The sequence below is a fragment of the Mesorhizobium sp. M6A.T.Cr.TU.014.01.1.1 genome (genome assembly GCF_004022765.1).
Lineage (GTDB): Bacteria > Pseudomonadota > Alphaproteobacteria > Rhizobiales > Rhizobiaceae > Mesorhizobium > Mesorhizobium mediterraneum.
On the sequence record NZ_RZPG01000029.1, the window covers coordinates 22,064 to 35,731 of the forward strand.

A 13,668-nucleotide genomic window follows, 5' to 3' on the forward strand; every position below is an offset into this window, starting at 1 on the left:
TTGCCGGCGGCGGCCACCGTTCGAAAATCCTTCAGTCCCAGTCGATCGTTTCGGATACCCGTATACCGCGCCGGGCCAATTCGTCGAGGAAGCGGCCATCAGGCACATGCAGCAGCGGGTTGAGCAGGCCGGGCTCGGTGATTTCGCCCCGCGCCAGCATCTGCGCCACGATGCTTGCGGGATAGCCGACGCCGAGGCTCATGCCGAACAGGCCGGAGGCGAGATCGCGTTCGATGATCAGGTCCGATGTCACCGTCTTGCGGCGGCCGCCTTCACTGCCGGTAAAGACGTTGCGCATCACGCAAAGGTCCTTTTCGTCGGCGCCATATTGCAGTTGCGGCCCGAGCAGCCGGCCAAGAAATTCGCGTGGGCTGGCGCCGACGCCGGGCACCTTGTCTTCAGAGAGGAAGCCAAGCTCCTTCAGAGGCGCCCAGAACGCCGACCAGCCCGGCCAGCGCAGCGAATAGCGGCCGGAGCGCTGCAACCCCTTGGCGGCGGCAAGCATGCCGGCATAATGCGGTGCGTCGCCATTGGGGAAGGCTTCTAGGCTGCCCAGTCCTTCGACCTCGATCTGATGGATGAAAGGATTGTCGTGCTGGCGGCCGGCCGGCACCTCGACCCGTTGGCCGTCCTCGACCACCACGCTGTCGCGGTTCTGGCTCATCAGAACCATGTCGAAGTTCCAGCTCACCTTGTAGCATAGCGGCTTGGCCATCGCCTTCGGCTCGGGGATGCCACCGCAATAGGAATCGATCGCGGTGATGGCGTCGAACTGCTTTGCGGCGCGCGCGTAGAGCACGAGGTCGATGCCGGGGTCGAGCCCGCATTCGGTCATGATCGAGACGCCGGCCTTTTGTGCCGCCGGGGCAAGGTCGGCGATCGTCTTGCCGTAATTGGTGGTGACCAGCGGCGTGCGCGTCGCGATCGCCGCCTGCACCGCCTCGCGCATCAGCGGCTGCGGCAACAGGTCGATGGCGGCGTCGACACCCACCAGCACCTCCGCCAATACTGGACCGATCGCGCCTTCGGGCACGACGAAGCGCACGCGGTCAAGGTTGGTCAGGCCGCCAAGTCGGGCTGCCCCATCCGGCGCGGTATCGATGCAGACGACTTCTTCGACACCAGCGCTGGCGACGAGATCGGCGATCGCCGCCCGGCCTTGCAGGCCGAGGCCGCCGAGAACCGCGATCTTCATGGCATTTCCTTTCGGCCAGTTTCGTCGCGCTTGTTCTCGTCCGACCAGCAGCCTTCCGGCAGGCTGACCCATTTGTTGCAGGAGGCCATGACGACGAAGGTCTCGCTGCGCACGACTTCGCCCGGCTCGCCCGCGCCGGGGATCAGCTCGCTGGTGACGCGGTAGAGGTCGGCGACATCGCCGGCCACCGTCACGTCGACGATGATGTCGAAGCGCCCGGTGACCACCGAGGCCGAGTTCACGAAAGGCAGCTCGCAGATACGCTGCGCCAGTTCCCGCGCCCGGCCGCGCCCCTGCGCATTGATGCCGACGATCGCCGAGATCAGCTCGGGGCGCTCGGTCAGGTTGAGCAGCCCGACGATCTTGAGCAGGTTGCGGTCCAAGAGGTTGCGCAGCCGCATGCGCACGGTCGGGACGGAGACAGCCATCTTCTCGGCGAGGCGATTGACGCCAAGCTGCGCATCCTGCGACAGCAGCTTGACCAGTCGCCGGTCGGTCTGATCGAGATGTTCCCGCAAACGCCTAGGCTTTCATAAAATGGAATTATCGAAGAAGTTTTCTTTCTGATATGAAAATAGCCTAGGGACTATTTTTCGAAACTGCAAGTGCGTTCAACCGCTTGTCAACAAGGCAGGATGGCAGGAAACTTGCAAAGCCGGGCAGCCCAGGTGGACATTACCGAGGCACGGGCTTCCCCTTGCTGTGTCTCGCCCATCGGCACTAAGCCTCAACCTGAACCAAAGGTCCTCCAAGCCCCGAAACGGAAGCTCAATGGCACAGAATATCTATGACAGGCCTGAATTCTTCGCCGGTTACAGCCAGATGGCGCGCTCGGTTCACGGCTTGGACGGCGCACCGGAATGGCCGGCAATACGCGCATTGCTTCCCGATCTCGACGGCAAGCGCCTTGTCGATCTCGGTTGTGGGTTTGGCTGGTTTGCCCGCTGGGCAAAGGCGCGTGGCGCAAGGCATGTCCTTGGGCTGGACCTTTCCCGCAACATGATAGAACGGGCCAGGGCCGACACCAGCGACCCGGATGTCGACTATGTCATCGCCGACCTCGACCGCCTCGAACTGCCCCAGGCATCGTTCGACTTCGCCTACAGCTCGCTTGCCTTCCACTACATCGAGGATTTCGACCGGCTGGTGAAGACAGTGCATGATGCGCTCCTTCCAGGCGCGCACTTCGTCTTCACCATCGAGCACCCGATCTACATGGCACCGTCTCACCCAGGCTGGTCGGTCGATGTCGACGGCCGCAAGACGTGGCCGGTCAATCGCTATAGCGTGGAAGGTCCGCGTACCACCGACTGGCTCGCCAAGGGCGTGCTCAAGCAGCATCGCATGCTCGCAACGACGCTGAACGCGCTGATCGAAGCGGGTTTCACCATACGCCGGGTCGAGGAATGGCGCCCAACGGCCGATCAGGTCGCGCAGGCTCCTGATCTTGCCGACGAACTGGAGCGGCCGATGATGCTGATTGTCGCGGCGCAACGTTGAGCGCCGTTTTGGTGGCGGCCTTGACGAGGCCGGTATCCCGGAAGTCGGGGGTTCTGCCAGTGCCGCAGCCGACCGAGGGCATTAACGCGGCTTCTGGATACCGGGAATGCCGCCGATCCGCTCGGCGAGAAAGTCGACCAGCAGCCGGACCCGGGCAATGCCCGCGCGCTCCGGGACGATCAGCATGCTCAGCGGTACGGGAGGCGGGGCGTAGTCCGGCAAGACCACTTCCAGCCGGCCGGCCCCCAGAAGATCGTCGACAAGCCAGTGATGGGCGGGCGCGATACCGCGTCCGGCGATGAGGGCCTCGCGCGCGGCAAGTCCATGGTCGACACGAAATCGGCCGCCAAAAGGCACCGCATGGCGTTCGCCCTCCGGCCCCTGCAGGGCGAGCGTGTCGCTTCCCGCGATGTTCGACATCCGGATGCCTTCATGGCCAGGCAGATCCTGCGGGCCAGCCGGTCTGCCCCGCGCCGCCAGATAGGCTGGCGCGGCCACCAGCAGACGCCGGGACTGCCCGAGCGCCCGTAGTTTCATCGAGCTGTCGGTGAGCGGACCGAGGCGAAGCGCGATGTCGACGCCCTCCCGCACAAGGTCGATGCGTTCGTCGGTGAGGCTGAGATCGATGCCGATGTCGGGATAGCGGTCCTGAAAGGCGAAGATCAGCCGGCTGATGTGCAAGACCCCGAGTGCCGCCGTGCAGGATATCCGGATCGTGCCGGCCGACGCGCCACGCGTGCCCCGCGCTTCATCGCCGGCTTGCTCAACGAGGCGCAGGATCTGGATGCTGTCGGCATAGTAACGGCTGCCTTCATCGGTCATCGTGACACGCCGGGTGGTCCTGCTGAGCAAGGGCACGCCGATGGCCTCCTCGAGCTCGCGCAGATGCCGTGTGACCGTCGACTGCCCAACTCCGAGCTCGCGCGCCACCGCCGAGAGGCTGCCGCGCTCGGCGACGCGAACGAAGGTGCGCATGCGCTCGAGGGTCACATCGGATCTATCCATTATTCGGCATAATCTTATGTATTACCTAGACATAGCGGATTAGCCCGGGGCTGGCTACCTTTCGCGTTCATTGTCCTTCTTCGGAGTTGACCCATGAAAGTCCTGCTTGTTTTTGCTCATCCTGAACCGCGTTCGCTCAACGGCGCACTGCGTGACGTCGCCATCAGGGAACTCGAGGCCAAGGGCCACGAGGTGCGCATATCGGACCTATATGCCGATGGCTGGAAATCCGAGGTGGACCGTGCCGATTTTCCGTCGTGGCCGCCCGAAGCACGCTTCCTGCCGGCTGGGGCCTCCAAAAAAGCTTTTGCGACCAACACTCTGACCGATGACGTTAAGGCGGAGATCGACAAGCTGCTGTGGGCCGACACGCTGATCCTCCAGTTCCCGCTGTGGTGGTACGCCATGCCGGCGATCCTCAAGGGCTGGGTCGATCGGGTGTACGCCTACGGCTTCGCCTATGGCGTCGGCGAGCATAGCGACAAGCGGTGGGGTGACCGCTTTGGTGAGGGAACGCTCGCCGGCAAGCGCGCGATGCTGATCGTGACCACTGGCGGCTGGGAAGAGCATTACTCCGCCCGCGGCGTCAACGGCCCGATCGACGACCTGCTGTTCCCGATCAATCACGGGATTCTCTATTATCCGGGCTACGACGTGCTTCCGCCGTTCGTGGTCTACAGAGTGGATCGTTTCGGGGAGGCCGATTTCGAGCCTGTCGCGGAGCGCCTGCGCGAAAGGATGCGGACGCTCGAGACAACCCGGCCGATTCCCTATCGGCAGCAGAATGGCGGGGACTATCACATCCCGAGCATGCAGCTCCGCCCCGAACTGGGCGATCCGGGCGCCGCGGGTTTCGCGCTTCATGAGGACCGTGCCGGCGCCACCGCCAAGTCGGCGACGCCGCGTTCGACTTTGCGGGACGTGGCCTGACGCAAGGTCCCGAAAAAATCGGGCAAGGCGCCCGAAACCTATGGGATGAATCAGCGACCGGCCCGGAAGATCGCCACCGCCGCGGCCGTCAGTGCGGCGTTGCCTGATGCCGTAGTGCCGTCCGGAAGCGCCTTGCCGTCTTCCAGCCCGACACGCGTCGACCAGTTCCGCTCCGCCGCCCTGCGCACGAACGGCCACACCGTGGCGTCGGCGCCGTGCAGCAAGATGGCGCGACGCAGCCCGGCGCGGTCGAGCACCGCCGCGATACCGTCGCTGACCTCCAGTGCCACGTCCAGTTCCTGCTCCGATATCTCGATCAGGATGCGCAGCACCTGGCTGCCATGGTCGAGGCGGACCAGGCGCTCGGCGTCAGCGACGGAGGCGAGCCCGGCCTCGATGCCGATGCCGCGCTGGCGCAGTCTCTGCATGACCTCGGGCGCGGCCTTCTCGCTCAGATTGACGGAGGCATAGTCGGGCAACTCGGTCCAGCCGGCGATCGCCGCCAGCGTGCGCTCATCGTCGTTCTCGATCCAGGCGCCGGTCGATACGCCGATCAGCGTTCCTGGGCAGGCGCGGCGCAGCGCCAGCATGGTCGGATCCATAGCCTCAGGCGCGAGGCTTTCGCGGCCATCGAGCCCGCGCGCATGGACATGCAGCTCGGCGGCACCAGCGGCCACGCAGGCGGCGCCGTCGCGCGCCATGGCGTCTACGTCAAGCGGCAGCTGCGGGTGGAAGTCGGTGCTGCGCGCGCCATTGATGCAGGTCTGGACGATCATGCGAGTGGCCCGGTTGCGGTTGCAGCCAGTCTAGCGCATGACCCTGAAAACCGGAATCGGGTCCGGCGCGCATTCCTGACAGACGGATACGGCCTGACCCAATGCAATCCGGCAGGATATGCCTCTATCATCTTGTTCAGTCACGATCTTGTTGGCAGGCGAGATATGGGTATTTGACGCATATTGGGAACTCAAGCAGCACTGCTGGGACCGGCTAGCTTGACGATCGTTGGCGAATGCTGCGGTATCCGGCCCCATGCCCGGCCGGCCGAAAGGATATTTGCGAATGAGTGAGCTCAAGGTCAGGACCCGACCGACCGGCGCGGTTGCCGTGCTGTCGCCGGGCAGCTTGCCCGTCGTCACCACGCCAACCGGCGGCATGGTCGACGTCGTGACCGGTGCCAGCGCGCCGGGCTTCAATCCGCTCGACCTTCTCTATGCCTCCGTGGCCGCCTGCATGGTGCTGAGCGCGCGCATCGCTGCCACGCGCATGGGTGTCGCTGCCAGCCTCGGCGAGGTCCGCGCCGATGTGAGCGGCGAAAAGGCGGCGGGCGACGTTTCCCGCATCGGCCAGCTCACGATCACACTCGACATATCGGGCGATCTCGACGAGGCCACGAAAAAGCGGATCGTCGAGGACGCCGAAACGATCTGCACGGTCAGCAACACGCTGCGTGAGACGCCCGAGCTTGTCACCACGCTCGCCGGCTGATCGCATCCTGATTGCCCAATTTCACGCATCCTCCGAGGCCGCCCATGGCACGCATTTCCCCGATCGACTATGACACCGCCTCGCCTGAAATCCGTGCGGCGCACGACGAGGAACTGCGCTTGCGCGGCCGGATGACGAACATGAAGCGCATCCTGCTGCATTCGCCGGCCGCCCATCGCATCTATGCCGAGTGGTTCACCTTGCGCGACCTGCTGCGACCGGATCTCGACGATCGCGCCATCTGGCTGTTTTCGCTGACGATTTCCGCGGCGTGCCGGGCCGAGGTGCCGGTGACCTTCTTTCGCCGCGCGCTGATCGATATGGGGCTCGATCCCGACAGCATCGAGCCGACAGCCGATGAAGCGCTGCTGATTGCCTTCGGCAAGGCCATCGCGACTGACGCCAATGCCATTCCCGATGAGATCTGGGCCGAACTGAAGGCCCGCTACGATGAGCCGCGGCTCGTCAACCTGGTCGCCTTCGCCGGCATCATGGTGGCGACGACCGTGTTCACCAATGCGGTGAGCGTCGATCTCGATCCGGAGCTTGAGGCTTACCGCAAGAAGGCCTGAGGCAATCGAAGCCGCCGCGCTGGGCGACCTTTATCGGGAAAACTCGCTGCGCACGATGCCGTGGCGCTGGAGCTTGTCGTAGAAGGTCTTGCGCGGAATCCCCAGCGCTTCGATCGTGCGCCTGACGTCGCCCTCGTTGCGGCCAAGCGTCTCGCGAATGATGTCGGCCTCGTAGCGCTCCAACCGCTCCGGCAGCTTCATGGCGGCATCCGGCTCAGCTGGGGCAGGGGATGGCGTCGCAGCGTCTTCCTCCAATCCAAGCACAAGCCGCTCGGCGAAATGCGCGAGCTCGCGCACATTGCCCGGCCAGTCATGCTCCCTGAGATGGCGGTGCACCGCGGCCGGGACAGTCGGCACCGGGCGCCGGAAGCGGGCGGCGGCGCGCTCGGCGAAATAGAAGAACAGCAGGGCGACGTCGTCGCGGCGCTCGCGCAGCGGCGGAATGGAGATCGTCACAACGTTGAGCCGGTAGTAGAGGTCCTCGCGGAACGTGCCGCGCTGGCGCGGATCGCCGAGATCGACCTTGGCGGCCGCAACCACGCGCAAATCCACTGGCCGCAACTCATTGGTGCCGAGCGGGGTGACCTCGCGCATTTCCAGCACGCGCAGCATCTGCACCTGTGTCGAGACCGGCATGCTTTCGATCTCGTCGAGGAACAGCGTGCCGCCGCTGGCGTGCTCGATGCGGCCGATCCGCTTCTTCTGCGCGCCGGTGAAGGCGCCGGCCTCGTGGCCGAACAATTCGCTCTCGATGACCGTCTCCGGCAGCGTGCCGCAATTCAGCGCAACAAAATTGCCCCTGGCGCGGCGGCTCCAGCGATGCAGAAGGCTCGCCACCACCTCCTTGCCGGAGCCGGTTTCGCCGGTCACCAGCACGTCGACATCGGTGTCGGCGATCTGGCGCAGCGTGCGGCGCAGCCTTTCCATCGCCGGCGTCTGGCCGATCAGCGGCAAGCCGTCCTGCGCTTCTCCGGCCGCCTCGCGCAAGGCGCGGTTTTCCATCACCAGGCGGCGCTTTTCCACCGCGCGGCGCACGCTCTGCACCAGCCGGTCGGCGGCGAAGGGTTTTGTGATGAAGTCGTAGGCGCCGTCCTTGATCGCCTTGACCGCCATGGCGATGTCGCCATGCCCGGTGACCAGGATGACCGGAATGTCCGCGTCCAGCCGCAGGACGCGGTCGAAAAGCAGCAAGCCGTCGATTTCCGGCATCCTAATATCCGACACCACCACGCCGGCAAAACCGGCGTCGAGCCTGGCCAGCGCCTCGGCCGCCACCGAAAAAGCCGATACCGAAAAGCCGGCAAGCTCCAGCGTCTGCGCGGTGGCCCTCAAGAGATCGCTGTCGTCATCGATCAGAATGACCGGCGCTGCGTTGTCGTTGGCCATTACGCTGCTTTCAAGAGATGGATGGTGAAGCGGGTGCCGCTGTCGTCGCTCGAAACCTCGATGCGTCCGCCATAATCGGCGACGATATCCTTCGAGATGACGAGGCCGAGGCCGAGGCCTTTTTCCTTGGATGTGTTGAATGGCGTGAACAGCGATCTAAGGATTGCGGGCGGAATGCCCGGTCCGTTGTCGGACACGCCGACCGTCACGCCGTCCGCCGTCTCCTCGACCGAAACCCGCACCTTTGCGTCGTCGCGGCCCTCCAGCGCCTCCAGCGCGTTCTGGAAGAGGTTGATCAGCACCTGTTCGAGCCTGACCCGGTTGCCCATGACCTTGAGGGCAGGCGGCGGCAGGTCGATGGCCAGTGCGTCCAGCCGGCCGGCAAAGCGGCTTTTCAAGAGCACGACGGCGCCTTCGATGACGTCGCGCAATTCGACAGGTTCGGCGGCGGTGCGGCCCTTGCGGGCAAAGGCCTTCAATTCTTCGGTGATGGTGCCGATGCGTTCGGTCAGCGCGGCTATGGCGCCGAGGTTTTCCTCGGCCGGCGCTGTCTGCTTGCGGTCGAGGAAGGTGCGGGCGTTGTCGGCATAGGCGCGTATGGTGGCAACCGGCTGGTTGATCTCATGCGCGACGCCCGCGGCAACCTGGCCGAGGATGGCGAGGCGGTTCGCCTGGACGAGATCCTGCTGCACCACCTGCAGCTTGGCTTCGGTGCTGCGGTGACCTGATATCTCGGCCTGCAGCCGGTCGCGGGCGCGGCTCAGATCCTCGGTCCGTTCGACGACGCGGCGTTCGAGCTCGGTGCGCGCCGCCTGTTCGGCGGCGACCCGCATTTGTCCCGACTGCCGACGCCACAACAGATACGCAGCAAGGCCGAGCAACGGGACAACGACGCCGAGTGCAAGGAGCCGCATTTCACGGACCGCGGCGGCGATCGGCGCTTCAGCCGGAACGAGATAATCGAGCCGCCAGGGGGTCGAAGGGACCGGTGTGGAAAGCCTGAGATATTCCGCGTCGCTGCCGCCGGGCGTCACCGCGTGGACGATCGAGACGTCCGGGCTGAGTGCCTGGGGGCGCGTGATCGGCAGCGGCATCAGCGGTGCGTCGCCGAACTGCTGGCTGTTCTGAATGGCGGCAAGATCAGGCCCGGCCAGCGGCGTCGCCGTCATGAAGCGCCAGGACGGCACGCTGGTGATCAGGACGACGCCCTTCTCGTCGCTGACATAGGCCGGGCGGTTTGCCTCGTGCCAGTCGGTTTCGAGCTGATCGAATTCCGCCTTGACGACGACGACGCCGAGCCGGGCGGCAGCGTCGCCGACGCGGCGCGAGATGTAGAGGCCGGGACGCTTGCTGACATTGCCGAGCGCGAAATATTCGGCAGTGCCGGCCTGCATCGCGCCGGAGAAATAATCGCGGAACCGGTAGTCGTTGCCGACGAAGCTGATCGGCTCGCGCCAGTTGCTGGAGGCGATCGCCAGCCCGTCGGTGCCGATGACATAGAGCACCGAAGCCTTGGTGCCGGAGACCAGCCCTTCGAGCTTGCGGTTCAGCACATCGATTGCAGCAGCACTTTTCTGTGACAGCGCATCGCGCACCTGCTGGTCTTCCGACAAAAGCAGGGGCAGGGCGCGCGGGCTTTCCAGCACGGCGCGTAGCAGCGCGACCTTCAGATTGGCGTCGGTGCGGCCTTGCGCCGCCAGTGTCCCGAGTTCGGTGGTGCGGCCATAGAGACCGGCGCCGTGAAGTGCGGCCGTGGCGATCGCAAGAGCGATGGCCGCAAACAGCAGCCAGGCACGGCGCGCCCGCCTGCCGAGTTGCTCGGGCGTCGACGGCAAGGCGGCGGCGGGGCGTTGCAGCATCACACATTTGTGCATGATTTCGCACAAAGCACAATTCGGCTACGCGAATATCCGCACTTTCTGTGCGCGAGACGAAACCTTGGGTCCGAGAGTATTCAATAAAATCAAACGGTAGGCTCTTTTCCGCGCACTTGGCACGGCAGTTGCAAAACACGAATTCAGCGGTCGTGAGGCTGCTGGGGGTGGTCAATGCAATTGCTCCGGGAGGTCGAGCTTTCGATCGGAGCACAATGGAGGACGTCATGCAGACAGCATTCGCTGCCGCCGAGCCGCGCGGCAAACTTCCCTTCTACCGGCATCTCTATGTGCAGGTGCTGGCGGCGATCGCCGCCGGCGTGCTTCTCGGCCACTTCTACCCCGAAACCGGTGAAGCGATGAAACCCTTCGGCGACGCCTTCATCAAGCTGGTGAAGATGGTGATCGCGCCGGTGATCTTCCTGACGGTGGCGACCGGCATTGCCGGCGTTTCCGACCTGCAGAAGGTCGGCCGCGTCGCCGGCAAGGCGATGATCTATTTCCTGGTGTTCTCGACGCTGGCGCTTGTCGTCGGTCTCGTCGTCTCCAATGTCGTCCAGCCCGGCGCCGGCATGCACATCAATCCGGCCACGCTCGACGCCACGAAGGTGACGGGCTACGCCGAGAAGGCGCATGACACCACCATCGTCGGCTTCCTGATGAACATCATCCCCGACACCATCACCGGCGCTTTCGCAAAGGGCGACATCCTGCAGGTGCTGTTCTTCTCGGTGCTGTTCGGCGTTGCCTTGGCCATGGTCGGCGATCGCGGCCGTCCGGTCGTCGATTTCCTGCAGGCGCTGACCACGCCGATCTTTCGCCTCGTCGCCATCCTGATGAAGGCCGCGCCGATCGGCGCCTTCGGCGCCATGGCCTTCACCATCGGCAAATACGGCATCGGCTCGATCGCCAACCTCGCCATGCTGATCGGCACATTCTACCTCACCGCGCTGCTGTTCGTGCTGGTGGTGCTTGGCGCAGTTGCCCGCTACAACGGCTTCTCGGTCCTGGCGCTGATCCGCTACATCAAGGAGGAGCTGCTGCTGGTTCTCGGCACCTCGTCCTCGGAAGCGGCATTGCCGGGCCTGATGGCCAAGATGGAGCGTGCCGGCTGCAACCGCTCGGTGGTCGGGTTGGTCATCCCGACCGGCTATTCCTTCAACCTCGACGGCACCAACATCTACATGACGCTGGCCGCGCTGTTCATCGCGCAGGCGACCGACACGCCGCTCACCTTCGGCGACCAGATCCTGCTGCTCGCCGTCGCCATGCTGAGCTCCAAGGGTGCCGCCGGCATCACCGGCGCCGGCTTCATCACGCTGGCCGCGACGCTTTCGGTGGTCCCCACCGTGCCGGTCGCCGGCATGGCGCTGATCCTCGGCGTCGACCGCTTCATGTCGGAATGCCGGGCGCTGACCAACTTCATCGGCAACGCGGTGGCGACGGTGGTCGTGGCGCGCTGGGAAGGGGAACTCGACCAGACCAAGTTCGCTGCCGCAATGGCCGGCGACTTGCCCGAGGAAGCCGACCTGTCGCTGCCCGGGCTGCAGCCCGCCTGATCGTTCAGGCTATCAGCACGCAAGGCCCGGAGCCGGCTCCCCGCCGGCTTCGGGCTAGCCGCTGCCCATCTCCAACATCTGCGATTATCCACAGGCCACGCCGCTGCGCGCCTGCCTCAATGTAACAGGCTTGTGAGCCTTGTTCTTGGCGCGGGGCTTGTCCCAGCCGCATTTGAAGGCCAGTATCCGCCATGCCTTCAAGGCGCTCGTCCACTTCGATCCCGACCTGATCGCGACCGAAGGCGAGACATTTCCGTCGGGCTCGGTTGCGACCGGCCGAAACCGTCGGAGCTTTTGCTGCCGCCAACCGCAACCTTGACCAAGGCGGCAGCCTCGAAGGCAATGGCGGCCTCAATACGAAGTCGCAAGAGACGTGACTCGTCTCCTGATGGAAGGCGCAGGCTTTCCTCTCAGGAACTCGTCGCGCTTGAAGAGGGGGCAGGCCCGTGAGCGGGCTTTTGCCGAAACCAAAGCAAGATGCGAGGTCAAACGCGATGCAGTCTGCACCGAGGATTCCGGTATCCATCATCATTCCGAACTACAATTACGCGCGTTTCCTCAAACGCAGCATCGACAGCGCCCTGGAGCAGGACTACGCGGACGTCGAAGTCATCGTCGTCGACGATGCATCGCAGGACAATTCCACGACAATCATAGAATCATATCGCGGCGAGATCGTCGCGTGTCCGCGAGCGCAAAATGGCGGGCATGCGGCGGCATTCAACACCGGCTTTGCGGCAAGCTCCGGCAAGATCGTCCTCTTCCTCGACGCCGACGACTATCTCTATCCGACCGCCGTTTCCACGATCGTCGACACCTGGGATGCGGCAACGGCCCAGGTGCAGTCCAGGCTGCATATCGTCGACGAGCGGCAACGCATCAAGGACGTCTTTCCGCCGCCCGAATTGCCCTTCGACAGCGGCGACGTCATGCCGAAACTGCTGCACAAGGGCCGCTATCAAACAACCGTGACCAGCGGGCTGGCCTTTGACCGCGCAACCCTGGAATCGATCATGCCGATTCCGGAGCCGGAGTTCCGTCAGGGCGCCGACGGCTATCTTGCAACGCTGGCGCCCATGTATGGGCACGTCCAGTCCATCGAGGAATGCGTCGGCGCATACCGGATCCACGGCGCCAACCATTCGGTCTTCGGTGAAAAGCTCGCCGAGCGGGCGCGCTGGAGGGTAATCCACGATTTCCGCCGCATGCAGGCGTTGTCGGACCAGGCCTCCGAGATCGGCCTGACCATCGTGCCGTCGGAGGCTGTCCGCCACGATCCGGTCCACCTGGAAGAGCGGCTGGCGTCGCTGTGCGCAGACAGGCGCCAGCACCCCGTGGCCGACGATTCCCGGCTGGCGCTTGGGGCGGCCGGCGCCGTCGCCAGCCTCGAAATGACCGCGTCCCTGCGCCGGCGCGCCGTGCTTGCCGCGTGGTTCCTGTCGGTCGGGGTGTTGCCGCGGAAAATGGCGACGGCGGTCCTATCGTGGAAGCTTGACGCATCGTCCAGGCCGGCATTCCTCAGCCGTCTGTCCAAGACTATCCGCCACGCCATGGGATAGCTTGCCTTGATATAGCCGCCAACTATCCGGCTCTGTTCGGCGGCTCACTCGACCAGAACATGCGCCTCCCGCGCGGCTCCGACAAACGCATCCCTGGCGATTTCGGCTGAAACATCGCCGCTCATGGCCCGGCGGCATGCGCGCAGCGCTGAGCTGTGTTGCAGACTGCCCGCATCCCGCCAATGGCCCGCCAGTAGTTCTACTGCCTGCTGTGCGCTCAAGATGTGTCGGGTCGCGCCGGCAATGCCGACCGAAACTGACACCGGCCTGGAAAACCATCCTTGATTCATGGTGAAGCCCCTGCTGTCGAACACCCTAAAACGCATCCGATGGCACAAGGTTTCCTTGTCACCAATCACCACGGCGTGAACCCGGTGATGGAGACGTCGCCCGCTGTTCCATCTCGGAAAGACAATCGGCGACGGCACTGCGATCTGACAGGGGCAGGCCGGCTATGATGCCTGGTATGCGGAGCGTGAATGTGGACTCGCGATTCCTGGTCATCTATCCTTGCCCCATGTGTGGACGGGTCCATTAGCAGAATGTTCCTTGCCGGCTCCTGATCCACGAAGCGACGGGTAGTGAGGCGTCTTCTTTGAT

13 protein-coding genes are annotated in these 13,668 nt (G+C 64.5%); 6 read left to right on the plus strand and 7 right to left on the minus strand.

The window, feature by feature from the left end; translation table 11 throughout:
- Nucleotides 1-31: 31 nt before the first annotated feature.
- Together EN885_RS26735 and EN885_RS26740 are read right to left on the minus strand one after the other, a co-directional pair.
- The gene (locus EN885_RS26735) at nucleotides 32-1,195 is read right to left on the minus strand and encodes a saccharopine dehydrogenase family protein (RefSeq protein ID WP_095489181.1); all 1,164 of its coding nucleotides are present in this window, start codon (nucleotides 1,193-1,195) and stop codon (nucleotides 32-34) included.
- Nucleotides 1,192-1,713: an Lrp/AsnC family transcriptional regulator gene (locus EN885_RS26740; protein WP_095489182.1), complete on the minus strand. Its 522-nt coding sequence runs from the start codon at nucleotides 1,711-1,713 to the stop codon at nucleotides 1,192-1,194. The genes EN885_RS26735 and EN885_RS26740 overlap by 4 nt, the downstream gene beginning before the upstream one ends.
- A 253-nt stretch (nucleotides 1,714-1,966) precedes the next feature.
- Between EN885_RS26740 and EN885_RS26745 the strand changes: the two genes are divergently transcribed.
- Entirely contained in the window at nucleotides 1,967-2,695 is a 729-nt protein-coding gene (locus EN885_RS26745) for a class I SAM-dependent methyltransferase (protein ID WP_128242201.1), read from the plus strand.
- Between the two features lie 81 nt (nucleotides 2,696-2,776).
- Here EN885_RS26745 and EN885_RS26750 read toward each other — a convergent pair whose 3' ends face one another.
- Nucleotides 2,777-3,700: a LysR family transcriptional regulator gene (locus tag EN885_RS26750; RefSeq protein ID WP_127203947.1), complete on the minus strand. Its 924-nt coding sequence runs from the start codon at nucleotides 3,698-3,700 to the stop codon at nucleotides 2,777-2,779.
- Between the two features lie 93 nt (nucleotides 3,701-3,793).
- Here EN885_RS26750 and EN885_RS26755 point away from each other — a divergent pair, with 93 nt between their 5' ends.
- Entirely contained in the window at nucleotides 3,794-4,630 is an 837-nt protein-coding gene (locus tag EN885_RS26755) for an NAD(P)H-dependent oxidoreductase (RefSeq protein ID WP_128242202.1), read from the plus strand.
- Between the two features lie 50 nt (nucleotides 4,631-4,680).
- On the opposite strand, the gene EN885_RS26760 is transcribed toward EN885_RS26755, so the two are convergent.
- Complete coding sequence (locus tag EN885_RS26760) at nucleotides 4,681-5,406, minus strand: 3-keto-5-aminohexanoate cleavage protein (protein ID WP_128242203.1); 726 nt, start codon at nucleotides 5,404-5,406, stop codon at nucleotides 4,681-4,683.
- A gap of 286 nt (nucleotides 5,407-5,692) precedes the next feature.
- On the opposite strand from EN885_RS26760, the gene EN885_RS26765 reads away from it, so the two are divergent.
- Nucleotides 5,693-6,118, plus strand: a complete 426-nt coding sequence (locus EN885_RS26765; protein WP_128242204.1) for an OsmC family protein — start codon at nucleotides 5,693-5,695, stop codon at nucleotides 6,116-6,118.
- 44 nt (nucleotides 6,119-6,162) lie between these two features.
- Nucleotides 6,163-6,690: a hypothetical protein gene (locus EN885_RS26770; RefSeq protein ID WP_128242205.1), complete on the plus strand. Its 528-nt coding sequence runs from the start codon at nucleotides 6,163-6,165 to the stop codon at nucleotides 6,688-6,690.
- 30 nt (nucleotides 6,691-6,720) lie between these two features.
- Here EN885_RS26770 and EN885_RS26775 read toward each other — a convergent pair whose 3' ends face one another.
- Together EN885_RS26775 and EN885_RS26780 are read right to left on the minus strand one after the other, a co-directional pair.
- A complete protein-coding gene (locus tag EN885_RS26775) occupies nucleotides 6,721-8,076 on the minus strand; it encodes a sigma-54 dependent transcriptional regulator (RefSeq protein WP_128242206.1) in 1,356 nt (451 codons plus the stop codon).
- Complete coding sequence (locus EN885_RS26780; protein ID WP_206616852.1) at nucleotides 8,076-9,935, minus strand: ATP-binding protein; 1,860 nt, start codon at nucleotides 9,933-9,935, stop codon at nucleotides 8,076-8,078. The genes EN885_RS26775 and EN885_RS26780 overlap by 1 nt, the downstream gene beginning before the upstream one ends.
- 230 nt (nucleotides 9,936-10,165) lie before the next feature.
- Here EN885_RS26780 and EN885_RS26785 point away from each other — a divergent pair, with 230 nt between their 5' ends.
- Both EN885_RS26785 and EN885_RS26795 read left to right on the plus strand, forming a co-directional pair.
- Complete coding sequence (locus tag EN885_RS26785) at nucleotides 10,166-11,509, plus strand: dicarboxylate/amino acid:cation symporter (RefSeq protein ID WP_095489190.1); 1,344 nt, start codon at nucleotides 10,166-10,168, stop codon at nucleotides 11,507-11,509.
- Nucleotides 11,510-12,003: 494 nt separating this feature from the next.
- On the plus strand, nucleotides 12,004-13,068 hold the full coding sequence (locus EN885_RS26795) for a glycosyltransferase family 2 protein (RefSeq protein WP_128242208.1): 1,065 nt from the start codon (nucleotides 12,004-12,006) through the stop codon (nucleotides 13,066-13,068).
- Nucleotides 13,069-13,112: 44 nt separating this feature from the next.
- On the opposite strand, the gene EN885_RS26800 is transcribed toward EN885_RS26795, so the two are convergent.
- A complete protein-coding gene (locus EN885_RS26800) occupies nucleotides 13,113-13,358 on the minus strand; it encodes a DUF982 domain-containing protein (protein ID WP_126107400.1) in 246 nt (81 codons plus the stop codon).
- Between the last annotated feature and the right edge of the window lie 310 nt (nucleotides 13,359-13,668).

Bases quoted from the DNA above. Each gene is read 5' to 3' on its own strand.
- EN885_RS26735 (WP_095489181.1), bottom strand. From the start codon at position 1,195: ATGAAGATCGCGGTTCTCGGCGGCCTCGGCCTGCAAGGCCGGGCGGCG.
- EN885_RS26770 (WP_128242205.1), top strand. From the start codon at position 6,163: ATGGCACGCATTTCCCCGATCGACTATGACACCGCCTCGCCTGAAATC.
- EN885_RS26785 (WP_095489190.1), top strand. From the start codon at position 10,166: ATGGAGGACGTCATGCAGACAGCATTCGCTGCCGCCGAGCCGCGCGGC.
- EN885_RS26775 (WP_128242206.1), bottom strand. From the start codon at position 8,076: ATGGCCAACGACAACGCAGCGCCGGTCATTCTGATCGATGACGACAGC.
- EN885_RS26765 (WP_128242204.1), top strand. From the start codon at position 5,693: ATGAGTGAGCTCAAGGTCAGGACCCGACCGACCGGCGCGGTTGCCGTG.
- EN885_RS26800 (WP_126107400.1), bottom strand. From the start codon at position 13,358: ATGAATCAAGGATGGTTTTCCAGGCCGGTGTCAGTTTCGGTCGGCATT.
- EN885_RS26750 (WP_127203947.1), bottom strand. From the start codon at position 3,700: ATGGATAGATCCGATGTGACCCTCGAGCGCATGCGCACCTTCGTTCGC.
- EN885_RS26780 (WP_206616852.1), bottom strand. From the start codon at position 9,935: ATGCTGCAACGCCCCGCCGCCGCCTTGCCGTCGACGCCCGAGCAACTC.
- EN885_RS26755 (WP_128242202.1), top strand. From the start codon at position 3,794: ATGAAAGTCCTGCTTGTTTTTGCTCATCCTGAACCGCGTTCGCTCAAC.
- EN885_RS26745 (WP_128242201.1), top strand. From the start codon at position 1,967: ATGGCACAGAATATCTATGACAGGCCTGAATTCTTCGCCGGTTACAGC.
- EN885_RS26760 (WP_128242203.1), bottom strand. From the start codon at position 5,406: ATGATCGTCCAGACCTGCATCAATGGCGCGCGCAGCACCGACTTCCAC.
- EN885_RS26795 (WP_128242208.1), top strand. From the start codon at position 12,004: ATGCAGTCTGCACCGAGGATTCCGGTATCCATCATCATTCCGAACTAC.